Annotated in this window: 11 protein-coding genes and 2 pseudogenes; 7 read left to right on the top strand and 6 right to left on the bottom strand. The window is 67.4% G+C overall.

The annotated features are described in order from the left end of the window. The first annotated feature begins 21 nt into the window (after positions 1–21). The 3 genes from JWQ81_RS19335 to JWQ81_RS19345 are packed head-to-tail and all read left to right on the top strand — an operon-like array spanning position 22 to position 4,647. Positions 22–1,500: an aldehyde dehydrogenase family protein gene (locus JWQ81_RS19335; protein WP_297543459.1), complete on the top strand. Its 1,479-nt coding sequence runs from the start codon at positions 22–24 to the stop codon at positions 1,498–1,500. Between the two features lie 28 nt (positions 1,501–1,528). Beyond that, complete coding sequence (locus JWQ81_RS19340) at positions 1,529–3,097, top strand: amino acid permease (RefSeq protein ID WP_297543461.1); 1,569 nt, start codon at positions 1,529–1,531, stop codon at positions 3,095–3,097. Further along, positions 3,094–4,647, top strand: a complete 1,554-nt coding sequence (locus JWQ81_RS19345) for a GMC family oxidoreductase N-terminal domain-containing protein (protein ID WP_297543463.1) — start codon at positions 3,094–3,096, stop codon at positions 4,645–4,647. The genes JWQ81_RS19340 and JWQ81_RS19345 overlap by 4 nt, the downstream gene beginning before the upstream one ends. A 58-nt stretch (positions 4,648–4,705) precedes the next feature. On the opposite strand, the pseudogene JWQ81_RS45025 reads toward JWQ81_RS19345, so the two are convergent. Both JWQ81_RS45025 and JWQ81_RS45030 read right to left on the bottom strand, forming a co-directional pair. Beyond that, positions 4,706–5,035, bottom strand: a pseudogene (locus tag JWQ81_RS45025) (Scr1 family TA system antitoxin-like transcriptional regulator); the annotation flags it as partial. A gap of 12 nt (positions 5,036–5,047) precedes the next feature. Continuing rightward, a pseudogene (locus tag JWQ81_RS45030) lies at positions 5,048–5,380 on the bottom strand (helix-turn-helix transcriptional regulator); the annotation flags it as partial. A gap of 166 nt (positions 5,381–5,546) precedes the next feature. Here JWQ81_RS45030 and JWQ81_RS19350 point away from each other — a divergent pair. Next, complete coding sequence (locus JWQ81_RS19350) at positions 5,547–5,681, top strand: hypothetical protein (protein ID WP_297543465.1); 135 nt, start codon at positions 5,547–5,549, stop codon at positions 5,679–5,681. Then, on the top strand, positions 5,681–6,526 hold the full coding sequence (locus JWQ81_RS19355; protein ID WP_297543467.1) for a hypothetical protein: 846 nt from the start codon (positions 5,681–5,683) through the stop codon (positions 6,524–6,526). Before JWQ81_RS19350 ends, JWQ81_RS19355 begins: the two co-directional genes overlap by 1 nt. A 60-nt stretch (positions 6,527–6,586) precedes the next feature. On the opposite strand, the gene JWQ81_RS19360 is transcribed toward JWQ81_RS19355, so the two are convergent. Both JWQ81_RS19360 and JWQ81_RS19365 read right to left on the bottom strand, forming a co-directional pair. Next, positions 6,587–7,780 carry a class I SAM-dependent RNA methyltransferase gene (locus JWQ81_RS19360; RefSeq protein WP_297543469.1) on the bottom strand — a complete coding sequence of 398 codons (1,194 nt, stop codon included), beginning with the start codon at positions 7,778–7,780 and terminating at the stop codon, positions 6,587–6,589. After that, positions 7,777–9,882, bottom strand: a complete 2,106-nt coding sequence (locus JWQ81_RS19365; RefSeq protein ID WP_297543470.1) for an APC family permease — start codon at positions 9,880–9,882, stop codon at positions 7,777–7,779. The genes JWQ81_RS19360 and JWQ81_RS19365 overlap by 4 nt, the downstream gene beginning before the upstream one ends. Before the next feature lie 125 nt (positions 9,883–10,007). On the opposite strand from JWQ81_RS19365, the gene JWQ81_RS19370 reads away from it, so the two are divergent. Beyond that, the gene (locus JWQ81_RS19370) at positions 10,008–10,673 is read left to right on the top strand and encodes a TrkA family potassium uptake protein (protein ID WP_297543472.1); all 666 of its coding nucleotides are present in this window, start codon (positions 10,008–10,010) and stop codon (positions 10,671–10,673) included. Further along, a complete protein-coding gene (locus JWQ81_RS19375) occupies positions 10,673–11,329 on the top strand; it encodes a TrkA family potassium uptake protein (protein WP_297543474.1) in 657 nt (218 codons plus the stop codon). The genes JWQ81_RS19370 and JWQ81_RS19375 overlap by 1 nt, the downstream gene beginning before the upstream one ends. Before the next feature lie 61 nt (positions 11,330–11,390). Here JWQ81_RS19375 and JWQ81_RS19380 read toward each other — a convergent pair whose 3' ends face one another. Both JWQ81_RS19380 and JWQ81_RS19385 read right to left on the bottom strand, forming a co-directional pair. Next, positions 11,391–12,137: a DUF3159 domain-containing protein gene (locus tag JWQ81_RS19380; RefSeq protein ID WP_297543476.1), complete on the bottom strand. Its 747-nt coding sequence runs from the start codon at positions 12,135–12,137 to the stop codon at positions 11,391–11,393. 14 nt (positions 12,138–12,151) lie between these two features. Further along, positions 12,152–12,529: an OB-fold nucleic acid binding domain-containing protein gene (locus JWQ81_RS19385; protein ID WP_297543478.1), complete on the bottom strand. Its 378-nt coding sequence runs from the start codon at positions 12,527–12,529 to the stop codon at positions 12,152–12,154.

Consider the following 12,529-nt stretch of genomic DNA (forward strand, 5'->3'; position numbering starts at 1 on the left):
AACGGACACGGAGAGGACGGAATGGCGGACTTCTTTATCGGCGGACAGTGGGTCGATTCACGCGGCGGCGGGACCAGGGAGATCCGGTGCCCGGCGGACGGTTCGCTGGTGGCGGTGGTCGCCGAAGCGACCAGGGAGGACACCGAGGCCGCCATCGCCGCGGCCAGGGAGGCGTTCGACCACGGACCTTGGCCGTCCACCCCTTCCGCCCAACGCGGCGACCTGCTGCTACGAGCCGCCGGCCTGCTGGACCGCGATAAGGACACCTTCGCCCGCGCCGAATCGCTCGACACCGGGAAACGCCTGGTCGAGAGCGAATTCGACATGGCCGACATCGCCGCCTGCCTGCGGTACTTCGGCAAGCTCGCCGCCAACGACGCAGGTCGTGTGGTCGACGCGGGCACGCCGGACGCCTTCAGCAGGATCGTCTACGAGCCCGTCGGTGTGTGCGGTCTCATCACCCCCTGGAATTACCCGCTCTTACAGACCGTGTGGAAGATCGCTCCGGCGTTGGCCGCCGGAAACACCTTCGTCCTCAAACCGAGTGAACTCACTCCGCACACGTCGATCCTGTTCATGAAGCTGCTCACCGAGGCCGGACTGCCGGCCGGGGTGGCGAACCTCGTCCTCGGCGCCGGCCCCGACGCGGGCGCGCCGCTGTCCGAGCACCCGGACGTCGACCTCGTGTCCTTTACCGGCGGCCTGGCCACCGGCAAGATCATCGCCGCGTCGGCCGCGGCCACGGTCAAGAAGGTCGCACTGGAACTCGGCGGCAAGAACCCCAACGTGGTGTTCGCCGACGCCGACTTCGAAACAGCCGTCGACTACGCGCTGACCGCCGTGTTCCTGCACTCCGGACAGGTCTGCTCAGCCGGAGCGCGCCTGATCGTCGCCGAAGAGTGGCACGACCGGTTCGTCGATGAACTGGTCCGCCGCGCGGAACTGATCCGTCTCGGCGGGCCGTTCGACGAACGTGCCGAGACCGGTCCGCTCATCTCCGCGGCACATCTCGCGAAAATCGAGCGCTACGTCGCCGCGGCGCTGGCCGAAGGCGCAGTGCTGCGGACCGGCGGCAAACGTCCCGATGACCCGAAACTCGCCGACGGCCACTACTACCTGCCGACCATCCTCGATCGCGTCAAGCAGGGCAGTAGCGCGGTGATCGACGAGTCCTTCGGCCCGGTGCTCACGGTCGAGACCTTCACCGACGAGGAAGACGCGATCCGCATCGCGAACGACACGAACTACGGCCTCGCCGGCGGCGTGTTCACCAACGACGCCGCTCGCGCGCAGCGGGTGGCAAACCGGCTTCGGCACGGCACGGTGTGGATCAACGACTATCACCCGTACCTGCCCCAAGCCGAGTGGGGCGGATTCAAGCAGTCGGGCTTCGGGCGCGAGCTCGGGCCGTCCGGGCTGGCCGAGTACCAGGAGGCCAAGCACATCTACCAGAACCTGCGTCCCGGGCCGTCCGGCTGGTTCTCCGGGGAAGCCAAGTAGTCCGCGCAGCAGAAGGGAAAGGATCGCCTTGACCTCCGACTCCGGCGACCAGGAACTCAGCGACTTCGGCTACACGAACCAGCTCAAGCGCACTCTGGGCAGTTTCCAGACCTTCGCCGCGGGCATCAGCTACATCTCGGTGCTGACCGGCGTGTTCCAGCTGTCCTATCTGGGGATCTCCCAGGGCGGGCCGGCATACTGGTGGTCCTGGCCATTGGTGTTCGCCGGCCAGCTGATGGTGGCGCTGAGTTTCGCCGAACTCGCCGCGCACTACCCCGTCGCGGGCTCGATCTACAACTGGGCAAAGAAGCTCAGCAACTCGCACGTCGCCTGGCTGGCCGGGTGGATGATGCTGCTGGCGTCGATCGTGTCGATCTCGGCCACGGCACTCGCCTACCAGCGGACACTGCCGCAGATCTCGAGCTTCTTCCAGTTCATCGGAGACGGCAGCGGCACGAGCGACGCGGCCAACGGGGTGCTGCTGGCCACTGTGCTGATCCTGTTCACCATGCTGGTCAACGCTTTCGGTGTGAAGCTGATGGCCAGGATCAACAGCACTGGCGTTTTCATCGAGCTGCTCTTCGCCGTGCTGCTGGTGATCTTCCTGGCGGCGCACTTCACCCGCGGCCCCGGGGTGGTCACCGAGACACTCGGCACCGGCAACAGTCATTCGAGCGGCTATCTCGGCGCGTTCCTGATCGCGGCGATTGCGTCTTCGTACGTCATGTACGGGTTCGACACGGCGGCTTCGCTCGGCGAGGAGTCGGTGAACCCGCACAAGAACGCGCCGAAGGCGATCCTGCGGGCGCTGGTGGCGTCGTTCATCCTCGGCGGCCTGATCATCCTGTTCGCGCTGATGGCGGTGGGCAACATCCGCGCCCCGCAGCTCAGCACGGTCGGCCTGCAGTACGTGCTCACCGACGCACTGGGCTCGACCATCGGCCGGGTGTTCCTGTTCGTGGTGTTCATCGCGATCACGGTGTGCGTGCTGGCCGTGCACACCGCGGCGATCCGGATCGCGTTCGCCATGGCGCGGGACAACGCTTTGCCCGGCGGCTCGAAGCTCGCGAAGGTGAACAAGCGAACCGGTGCCCCGGTGCTGCCCGCGGTGATCATCGGCGTGATCGCGATCGCGCTGCTCGCGGTCAACATCAACTCCGCGCAGATCTTCTCGGCTGTGACCAGCCTGGCGATCATCCTGATTTATCTCGCCTACCTGCTGGTCACAGTGCCCCTGCTGGTCAAACGGCTGCGCGGGCAGTGGCCGTTGAAGAACGCCCCGGCCGGCCGGTTCTCGCTGGGCCGCTGGGGCCTGCCGGTGAACATCCTGGCGATCCTGTGGGGCGGCGCGATGACGATCAACCTGGCCTGGCCGCGCAACGAGATCTACAACGCGGATCCGCCCTACCACTGGTACCTGCGCTGGAGCTCGGTCCTGTTCGTGGGCGTCTTCGCGCTCGGCGGCTTCGCCTACTACTGGTTCGTGCAACGGCACAAGGTCGGGGTGCTGGCCGATCACGCTTCGGTCGCCGACCCGCTCGCGGCCGCGGCCGAAGAAGTACTGACCACCGACGCCGAGGAGGCGACTCAGCAGTGATCGAAGAGTTCGACTACGTGATCGTCGGCGGCGGGACGGCAGGATCCGTTGTCGCGGCGAGGCTTTCGGAGAACCCGGCCGTGACGGTGTGCCTGCTCGAGGCCGGCCCGTCCGATGTGGACGATCCGGCGGTGCTGGAGCTGACCAAGTGGATGGCGCTGCTGGAATCGGGCTATGACTGGGACTACCCCGTCGAGCCGCAGGAATCGGGCAACTCGTTCCTGCGCCACGCCAGGGCGCGGGTGCTGGGCGGCTGCTCATCGCACAACTCCTGCATCGCGTTCTGGGCGCCGGCCGAGGACCTCGACGAGTGGGCGTCGCTCGGACTGCCCGGGTGGTCCGCCGCCGACATCCATCCGCTCTACAAACGGCTGGAGACCAACGACGGCCCCGGAGACCACCACGGCCGCTCCGGACCGGTGACGATCCGCTCGGTCCCACCGCACGACCCGGCCGGGGTCGCGCTGCTGCGCGCGTGCGAGGAAGCCGGCATCCCGCGCACCGAGTTCAACTCCGGCAAGACCGTCACCCATGGGGCGAACTGGTTCCAGATCAACGCGCGTGAGGACGGGACACGCTCTTCGGCGTCGGTGTCCTATCTGCACCCGATCATCGGTGAGCGGACCAACCTGGAGATCCGCACCGGGGCGCGAGCGAAGAAGCTCACCTTCGGCGGCAAGCGCTGCACCGGTGTCGAGTACCTCGCCGAGGACCTGATCCACCACGTGACCCTCAAGGCGCGCCGCGAAGTCATCGTCAGCTCCGGCGCGATCGACACCCCGAAACTGCTGATGCTCTCGGGAATCGGGCCCGCCGCGCACCTGCGCGAAGTCGGAGTGGACGTGCTTGTCGACTCCCCCGGTGTCGGCGAGAACCTGCAGGACCATCCCGAAGGTGTGATCCAGTGGGACGCGTTGCAGCCGATGGTCACCGACTCCACCCAGTGGTGGGAAATCGGCATCTTCACCAGCACCGAGGACGGCCTCGACCGGCCTGATCTGATGTTCCACTACGGCTCCGTTCCGTTCGATATGAACACGCTGCGCCACGGCTACCCGACCACCGAAAACGGCTTCTGCCTGACACCGAACGTCACCCGAAGCCGCTCCACGGGCACAGTTCGGCTGCGCAGCAGGGACTTCCGGGACAAACCGAAGGTCGACCCGCGCTACTTCAGCGACCCGCACGACATCCGCGTGATGACCTACGGAATCAAGCTGGCGCGCCGAATCGTGGAGCAGCCGGCGATGGACGAATGGGCGGGCACCGAACTCGCGCCCGGCCGCGACGTGAAGACCGACGACGAGATCGCCGACTACCTCCGCAAGACGCACAACACCGTCTATCACCCCTCCTGCACCGCGAAAATGGGCGGTGACAACGATCCGCTGGCCGTGCTCGACGAGCGCCTGCGCGTGCGCGGGGTGGACGGACTACGGGTGGCCGACGGCTCGGCCATGCCGTTCCTGGTCGCGGTGAACCCGTGCATCACCACGATGGCGATCGGCGAAAAATGCGCCGACCTGATCACGGAGGATGCAACGGGCTGAGCTGGCGCCGGGGAGTCACGCAGGTGAGAAGAATTGCGCGATCATGCGAACTGTCTCATCAGGCCAGCCCGCTACCTGGTCGCAACGGCCGTGGCAAGCGAGTTCCTGATCTCACAGAGCGTGGACGAAGGACTCCAGGATCCGAACCAACAAGGCCCTGGCATCGTCTCCTTCCGACGCACTCCCAGAGTGCATCGAAGTACCTGCCGTAGAGCTGTACTCGTGCTGGCGCAACCCGTGCGCGAAGCGCAGCTTCGGTCACCAGGATCTCGACCTGCTTTCCCTCCTGGTGCAACACCTGCTGTCGATCCATGCGCGCCTTGACCGCCTGGTCGGTATCGGTTGGCGACGAGTGGAACTTGCTCAGGGATTCGAAAACGCAGCGAGCGTACTCAGCGGTTTACAGGAGGCCCGGGACCAGCGTGAGTGAGAAGACTCGGATTCGGTGGGCTGCTTGCTCGGCTTGGCCAACACTCTCCTGCACAGCGCGATGCCCGACCCGTAGCTGACGATTCCAGCGGGCTTCCTCAATGCGGATCGCACGGAGCGCGTTGCGCAGCTCTTCCTTCTGTTCGGGTCCGATATCGAGGGCTTCGCCGAGCGCGACGATGTCGGCGTCGGTGACGGACTGCTTCGCGTTCTCGATTCGAGATATCTTCGAAGCCTGCCAACCGAGCTGCTGCGCGAGCTTCTTGCCGGAGACGTCGGCAGAGTCGCGGAGCAGCCGCAGTTGGTCACCGAAGGCAAGCCGGCGTTGCGCGCGTGTGCTCGGCGAGTCCCACGTTCACGGAGCCGAGTCCCACACTGAGCAGCGGCGATCATGGGGTTTTCACAGCAAGTCACAGGGGACGGACAGCTGAAACCCGCGTTGCTCCCAGCTTCTCCTGGCGTGATGGGGTATGCGCAAACGGCCGATCCTGCTCAGCCTCGCCGGTGCCACCACAGCCGCGGTCATCCTGACCGCGACGCTCGTGGTCGCGCCGGCGATCCGCGCCGACAGGACGATGCCGCCGCGGCGGTGCCGACACCGCTGATGACGTCGAGCATCCCGCTTCCGACCAGCACCCCCACGCCGACGCCGACGCCGAGTCCGACCCCCACGCCCACTGCCCAGCCGCTGTCGGAATCGGCACAGGAAATGCTCGTCAAACAGGTCACCGGTGCGGTGGTGGGAGCGTCGCGGGGCGCCCAGGTCGGCTTCGAGGTGTACGACCGGGATCTCGGGACGAGCGGGGAGGTGCTGGCCGGCTCGAACGCTGACACCCCTCTCTACACGGCGTCCGTCGTCAAGCTCCTGATCGCCATCGACGCGTTGCACAGCAACAACTGGCAGCCGCTTTCGGCGACCGACAGCGACGAGCTCGCCGAGATGCTGGAAGGGAGCAACGACGGCGACGCCTCGGCGTTCTGGGAGCGCGACGGCGGCAATGCGATCATCACCCGCATGGTCGGCCTCATCGGGCTCAAACACACGCTCCTGCCGAGCATCGTCGGCCAGTGGGGCATGGCGAAGATGAGCGCGAGTGACGTCGTCGCGGTCTACCAGTTCATCGACAACACCATGCCGGCCAGCGCGAAATCGACCATCATGGACGCGCTGTACCACGCCAAGGAGACCGCCGACGACGGTTTCCCGCAGTACTTCGGCATCCCTGCCGGACTGCCGAACTCGACCTGGTCGATCAAGCAGGGCTGGATGATCCTCAAGAGCGCGGTCGTACTGAACACGACGGGTGTCGTCGGTGCCGACAACCGGTACGTCGTAGTGCTGATGACCAGCCAATCCGCGTACACGAGCTACGCGAAGGGCCGTGCCGCCGTCTCCGCCGGGATCGCCGCGTTGAAACCGTCACTCACGTTGGTCTCGAAAACCGGCTGAGCGCGAAACGCGCTCAGCCGGTCGTCAAACGCACTCGGGCGCGCGCGAAGTGCACTCGGGTCACTGGAGCAGGGCGACGCACTCCACGTGGTGGGTCATCGGGAAGGTGTCGAACGCGCGGAGGTCGGCGAGGGCGTAGCCGTGCTCGGCGAAGGTGGCGATGTCACGGGCCAGCGCGGCCGGATCGCAGGCCACGTAGACGATCCGGTCCGGGGCGCCTTCGACGATGGCCTCCACGACCGCCTTGCCCGCGCCCTTGCGCGGCGGGTCGAGGACGACGACGTCGACGGGCCGCACCGCGGTGCGCAGTTCCTGCTCGACACGGCCGTTCCGCCAGCGGACCTGCGGCAGGTCCGTCAGCGCGGCCTCGCCGTCGGTCACCGCGCGCCGGCCGGACTCGATGGCGAGAACCTCGCCCTCAGGGCCGACCTGCTCGGCGAGCACGGACGCGAAGAGCCCGACGCCCGCGTAGAGATCCCAAGCGCGGCCACCCTTCGGCGCCTCCGCCCACTCAGCGACGAGCCCGGCGAGGGTCTCGGCCGCGGCCGGGTGCACCTGCCAGAACCCGTGCGCGTCCATCCGCCAGTCGCGGCCCACCGCGTGCTGCATGGCGTTTCCGCCCTTGAGCTGACGGGCTCGGACCTTCCCGCGCACGGTCGAGAGCTCCCGGACGTGCACCTTCTGGTCACCATCGCTGGTGACCTCCATCTCCGCGCCCGGCCGCCACTTGCGCGCCAGAACCTCGTCCAGCGTGCCGGGGACGGTGATCAGGCAGTCGTCGATCGGCACGACACGGTGGCTGTGGTGCGCGCGTAGTCCCGCGCGGCCGTCACCATCGGCGACCAGCCGCACGCGGCTCCGCCAGCCCAGCGCACCGCCGGGCATCTCCTCGACGGTGACTTCACGTTCGATCCCGGCGAGCCGCTGCAGCTGCTCGGCGACCACGCGGCCCTTGAGCTCGCGCTGGAACTTCGGCGTGGCGTGCTGCCAGTCGCAGCCGCCGCAGAGCCCCGGCGCCGCGAGTGGACAGGGTGCCTCGACCCGCTCCGGGATCGGCTTGACCACCCGGACGGCATCGGCCCGGCAGAACGAACCGCCGTTGTCCTCGGTGACCTCGGCGAGGACCTGCTCGCCAGGGAGCGCGTGCCGGACGAACACCACCCGGCCCTCCGCCCGGGAGACGCAGTGGCCGCCGTGGGCCACCGGCCCTACCTCGAGCTCGAGCGTGCGGCCGGTCCAGTCTTCTTTAGTCACTGAGTACTTTCTTTATCGGACGTTTCCTGCTGGGGCGTTTTCGGGCTGGCAGCAGCTTCTTTGACAGCGGCGTTCTTGGTCGCCGCGGCCTGGGCGGCGGACCGCACGGCGTCGGCGGAATAACCGCGGCGCACGTCACCGGCCGCGGCCAGCGACCGGCGCTTGTCCCGCGCCAGCCGCTTCACCGAGGACTCGAGCTGCCAAGGCACGCTCGCCACGATGACTCCGGGCTGGAACAGCAGCCTTCCCTTGAGCCGCAGCGCGCTCTGGTTGTGGAGCACCTGCTCCCACCAGCGTCCCACGACGTACTCCGGGATGAACACGGTGACGACGTTGCGCGGGTTGTCGCCGCGGACGCGCTTGACGTAGTCGAGGACCGGTTTGGTGATCTCGCGGTAGGGCGACTCGACGACCTTGAGCGGCACCTTGAAACCGTGCTTGTCCCAGGCGGCGACCAGCGCCCGTGTGTCGGCGTCGTCGACGTTGACGGTGACCGCCTCGAGCACATCGGGGCGGACGGCCATCGCGTAGGCGAGAGCACGCAGGGTCGGCTTGTGGATCTTCGAGACCAGCACGATGGCGTGGTTGCGCGAAGGCAGCACGGCCGGCTTCTGGTCGGTCTCCGCCAGCTCGGCGGACACCCTGTCGTAGTGCCGGCGGATCGCGGTCATCAACAGGTAGATCGCCACCATCGCGGCGATCGCGATCCACGCGCCGAGCAGGAACTTGGTGATCAGCACGATCACCAGCACGGTCCCGGTCATCGTCAGGCCGACCGCGTTGACCGTCTGCGAGCGCCGCATCCGGCGCCGGATGTTCGGGTCCTTTTCCTTGGCCAGCAATCGGTTCCAGTGCCGGATCATGCCGGTCTGGCTGACCGTGAACGAGACGAACACCCCGACGATGTAGAGCTGGATGAGCCGGGTGACCTCGGCGTCGAAGGCGATGATCAGCACCAGCGCGAACGCGGCGAGGCCGATGATGCCGTTCGAGAAGGCCAGCCGGTCACCGCGGGTGTGCAGCTGGCGCGGCAGATACCGGTCCTGCGCCAGGATCGAGCCCAGCACGGGGAAGCCGTTGAACGCGGTGTTCGCGGCCAGCAGCAGGATGATGCCGGTGCTGAAGGAGATGTAGTAGAACGCCGGCGGGAAGTGCGCGAACACCGCGTGCGCGATCTGCGCGACGATGGTCTTCTGCTGGTAGCCCGCCGGCGCGCCGGCCAGCTGGGTGGCCGGGTCCTCGGCGAAGTTGACCTTCGTCAGGACCGCCAGCGTGATGATCCCGATCAGCATGGTGACCGCGAGCACGCCCATCAGCAGCAGCGTGGTCGCCGCGTTCTTCGACTTGGGTTTCTGGAAGGCCGGGACGCCGTTGCTGATCGCCTCGACCCCGGTCAGCGCCGCGGCTCCGGAGGAGAACGACCGCAGAATCAGGAAGACGAAGGCGAACCCGACCGGCGAGGCCTCGGCGTGCAGGGTGAACCCGGCGCTCTCGGCCCGGATGCTGGTCCCCGTCGCGGCCTCGACCAGGCCCCAGGCCACCATGATCATGATGCCGATGATGAACCCGTAGGTCGGGATGGCGAAGGCCTTCCCCGACTCCCGGATGCCGCGGAGGTTCAGCGCGGCGAGCACCGCCACGATCACCACCGAGACGATCACCTTGTGCTGGTCGACCCAGGGCACCGCCGACCCGATGTTCGCGACACCGGACGAAGTGGACACTGCCACCGTCAGCACGTAGTCGACGAGCAGGGCGCTGGCCACGGTCAGGCCGAACCTGCCGCCCAGGTTCGTCGTCGCGACCTCGTAGTCACCGCCGCCGCTGGGATAGGCATGCACGTTCTGCCGGTAGGAGGCGACCACCACCAGCATCACGATGGCAACCGCGACCCCGATCCACGGCGCGAGCGCGTAGGCGGACAGGCCCGCCACGCTCAGCGTCAGAAAGATCTCTTCCGGGGCATATGCGACAGATGACAACGCATCGGACGCGAAGATGGGCAGCGCGATGCGCTTGGGCAACAGCGTATGGGATAACCGGTCACTGCGGAACGGCTGGCCTAGGACCAGCCTTTTCAGCGCGGTCGGAAACTTCGACACGGCGAGAGCCTAACCCCATGCGGTACACGGTAGGTTCGGCGCTGGTATGTCGAGGGCATGCCGTGGGCTTGGCGCGCGGTTCACCGCGTGGATCGCTGTACTTGATTCCAATGAGGAGGCTGGGCGTGCACGTGGTGATCATGGGCTGCGGCCGGGTGGGCGCATCCCTGGCCGCGGCGCTGGAGCGCCTCGGTCATGAAGTGGCCGTCATCGACAAGAACCCGCAGGCCTTCCGGCGGCTGGGGACCGATTTCCACGGCCAGCAGGTGGTCGGGGTCGGCTTCGACCGGAAGGTGCTGATCGACGCCGGGATCGAGCGGGCGAGCGCGTTCGCCGCGGTGTCCAGCGGTGACAACTCGAACATCATCTCGGCGCGGGTGGCCAGAGAGAACTTCGGCGTCGAGAAGGTGGTCGCGCGGATCTACGACCACAAGCGCGCCGCCGTCTACGAACGGCTGGGCATCCCCACCGTCGCGACGGTGCCGTGGACGACCGACCGCTTCCTGCGGGTGCTGCTGCCCGACGGTGTCGCGTCGGCGTGGCGTGACCCGTCCGGCAACGTGGCGCTGCTGCAGCTGCCGGTCGACAGCTCCTGGTACGGCCACAGCGTCAGCAACCTCCAGAGCGCCACCGGCTCACGCGTGGCCTTCATCGTCCGGGTCGGCACCTGCGTGCTGCCGGATTCCAAAACCGTCCTGCAGGACGGCGACGAGGTCTACGTGGCCGCGCGGTCGGGCACGGTCAGTGACGTGACGGCGGTCGCCCAGCGCGCGCCGGAAGAGGAGGGCTGATGCGGGTCGCGATTGCCGGCGCGGGCGCCGTAGGGCGTTCGATCGCCGCCGAGCTGATCGACGGACGGCACCAGGTGATGCTCATCGAGCGGGAGATCGACCAGTTCGAACCCGCGATCGTCGAGCAGGCCGACTGGGTGCTCGGGGACGCGTGCGAGGTTTCGCTGCTGGAGGAGTCCGGGCTCCAGGAGTGCGACGTCGTCATCGCGGCCACCGGCGACGACAAGGCCAACCTCGTCGTGTCGCTACTGGCCAAGACCGAGTTCGCGGTGCGGCGCGTGGTGGCCCGGGTGAACAACCCCGCCAACGAGTGGCTCTTCAACGACGCCTGGGGGGTCGACGTCGCGGTGTCCACGCCGCGCATGCTCGCCGCGATGGTCGAAGAGGCGGTCAGCGTGGGTGACCTCGTGCGGCTGATGACCTTCCGGCAGAGCCAGGCGAACCTGGTGGAAATCACCCTCCCGGAGGAGACCCCGCTCGCGGGCAAGTCGGTCAGCGAGCTCGAACTGCCCCGCGACGCGGCACTGGTGACCATCCTCCGCGGTGACCGGGTGATCGTCCCGACCCCGGAGGACCCGCTGGAGGCGGGCGACGAACTGCTGTTCGTCGCGACCTCCGACGTCGAGCCGGAAATCCGGACCGCGCTCGGTTACTGAACCAGGCAAAGTAAAGGCCCTCACTCGAATCCGGGTGAGGGCCTTTACTTTCAGTTGAAGATCAGAGGTCGGAGGCCGGCGCTTGGGCGTACTTCTCCCGCAGCCGCGCCTCGGCTTCGGCGTCGGTCTCGGGCTTCGGCGCCTCGGCCGCGGCTTCCTCGATCGCCTTGAGCCGCTTGTCGGACCGGCGCACGGCCCAGACCACGACCAGCAGACCCAGCCCGTAGAGCGGGTACCCCATGGCGATCTTCGCGAAGGCCAGCCAGCCGGTGTAGTTCGCGTCGTAGAGCCAGCGCTGGACGATGAACCGCGCGCCGAACACCGCGGCCATGGCCAGAGTGGCGACGTCGTAGCCGAAGCGTGAGGGCTTGTCGTTGCGCCAGGCCTGCCCGGTGCCGTTGATGAGGTTCCAGATGACGCCGGCCAGCGGGCGGCGGACGGCTACGGACAGCAGGAAAACGCCGCAGTAGACCAGGCTCGCCCAGATCCCGAACAGGAAGAAGCCCTTGGCCGAGCCTGTCCGGTGGGCGATGAACGCCGCGATCGCGATCCCGAAGAACCCGGAGATCGCCGGCTGCAACGACTCCTTGCGGACCAGGCGCAGCACGACGATGGCCACCGCGCTGCCCACCGCGCTCCAGATGCCCACCGTCAGCCCGAAGAAGGTGTTCGCCAGCACGAACACCAACACCGGCACGGACGAATACAGCAGACCGGCGATGCCGCCCATCTGCTCGAGCATCGTCGGCGGGGTCTCTTCGCCGGCTACCGGTTCTTTCTCGTCACCGCTGGGGGCGGGTTCAGTCACGATGTGGTTACCACTCAGGAGGTCGTCTGGAGCTCGTAGTACGGGTTGTACAGCACCTTCTGGCCATCACGCTCGGCCATCCGGCCGCGCACCATGATGGTGCGTCCCGGTTCGATGCCGGGGATCCGGCGTCTTCCGAGCCAGATTAGCGTGACGCCCTGGGTGCCGTCGAAGAGCTCCGCCTGCAGTGTCGCCGCTTCGTTCGTCGGGCACAGCTCCACGCTGCGCAGACGTCCCAAGACGGTGACTTCTTCACCCGATCGGCAGTCGCAGGCGCGCTTCGCGCCGCTCGCCTCGGACTTCTCGGATAGATCGTCGGCGTCGAGTACCTCGACGTCGCTGGTCAGCTTGCGAACCAACCGGCTGAAGTAGCCGCCTTCTTTGGCGGACAT

Origin of the sequence: Amycolatopsis sp. (assembly GCF_025464955.1) — a bacterium.
Taxonomy (GTDB): domain Bacteria; phylum Actinomycetota; class Actinomycetes; order Mycobacteriales; family Pseudonocardiaceae; genus Amycolatopsis.

Bases quoted from the DNA above. Each gene is read 5' to 3' on its own strand.
- JWQ81_RS19350 (WP_297543465.1), top strand. From the start codon at position 5,547: ATGCGCAAACGGCCGATCCTGCTCAGCCTCGCCGGTGCCACCACAGCC.
- JWQ81_RS19335 (WP_297543459.1), top strand. From the start codon at position 22: ATGGCGGACTTCTTTATCGGCGGACAGTGGGTCGATTCACGCGGCGGC.
- JWQ81_RS19375 (WP_297543474.1), top strand. From the start codon at position 10,673: ATGCGGGTCGCGATTGCCGGCGCGGGCGCCGTAGGGCGTTCGATCGCC.
- JWQ81_RS19385 (WP_297543478.1), bottom strand. From the start codon at position 12,529: ATGTCCGCCAAAGAAGGCGGCTACTTCAGCCGGTTGGTTCGCAAGCTG.
- JWQ81_RS19355 (WP_297543467.1), top strand. From the start codon at position 5,681: ATGACGTCGAGCATCCCGCTTCCGACCAGCACCCCCACGCCGACGCCG.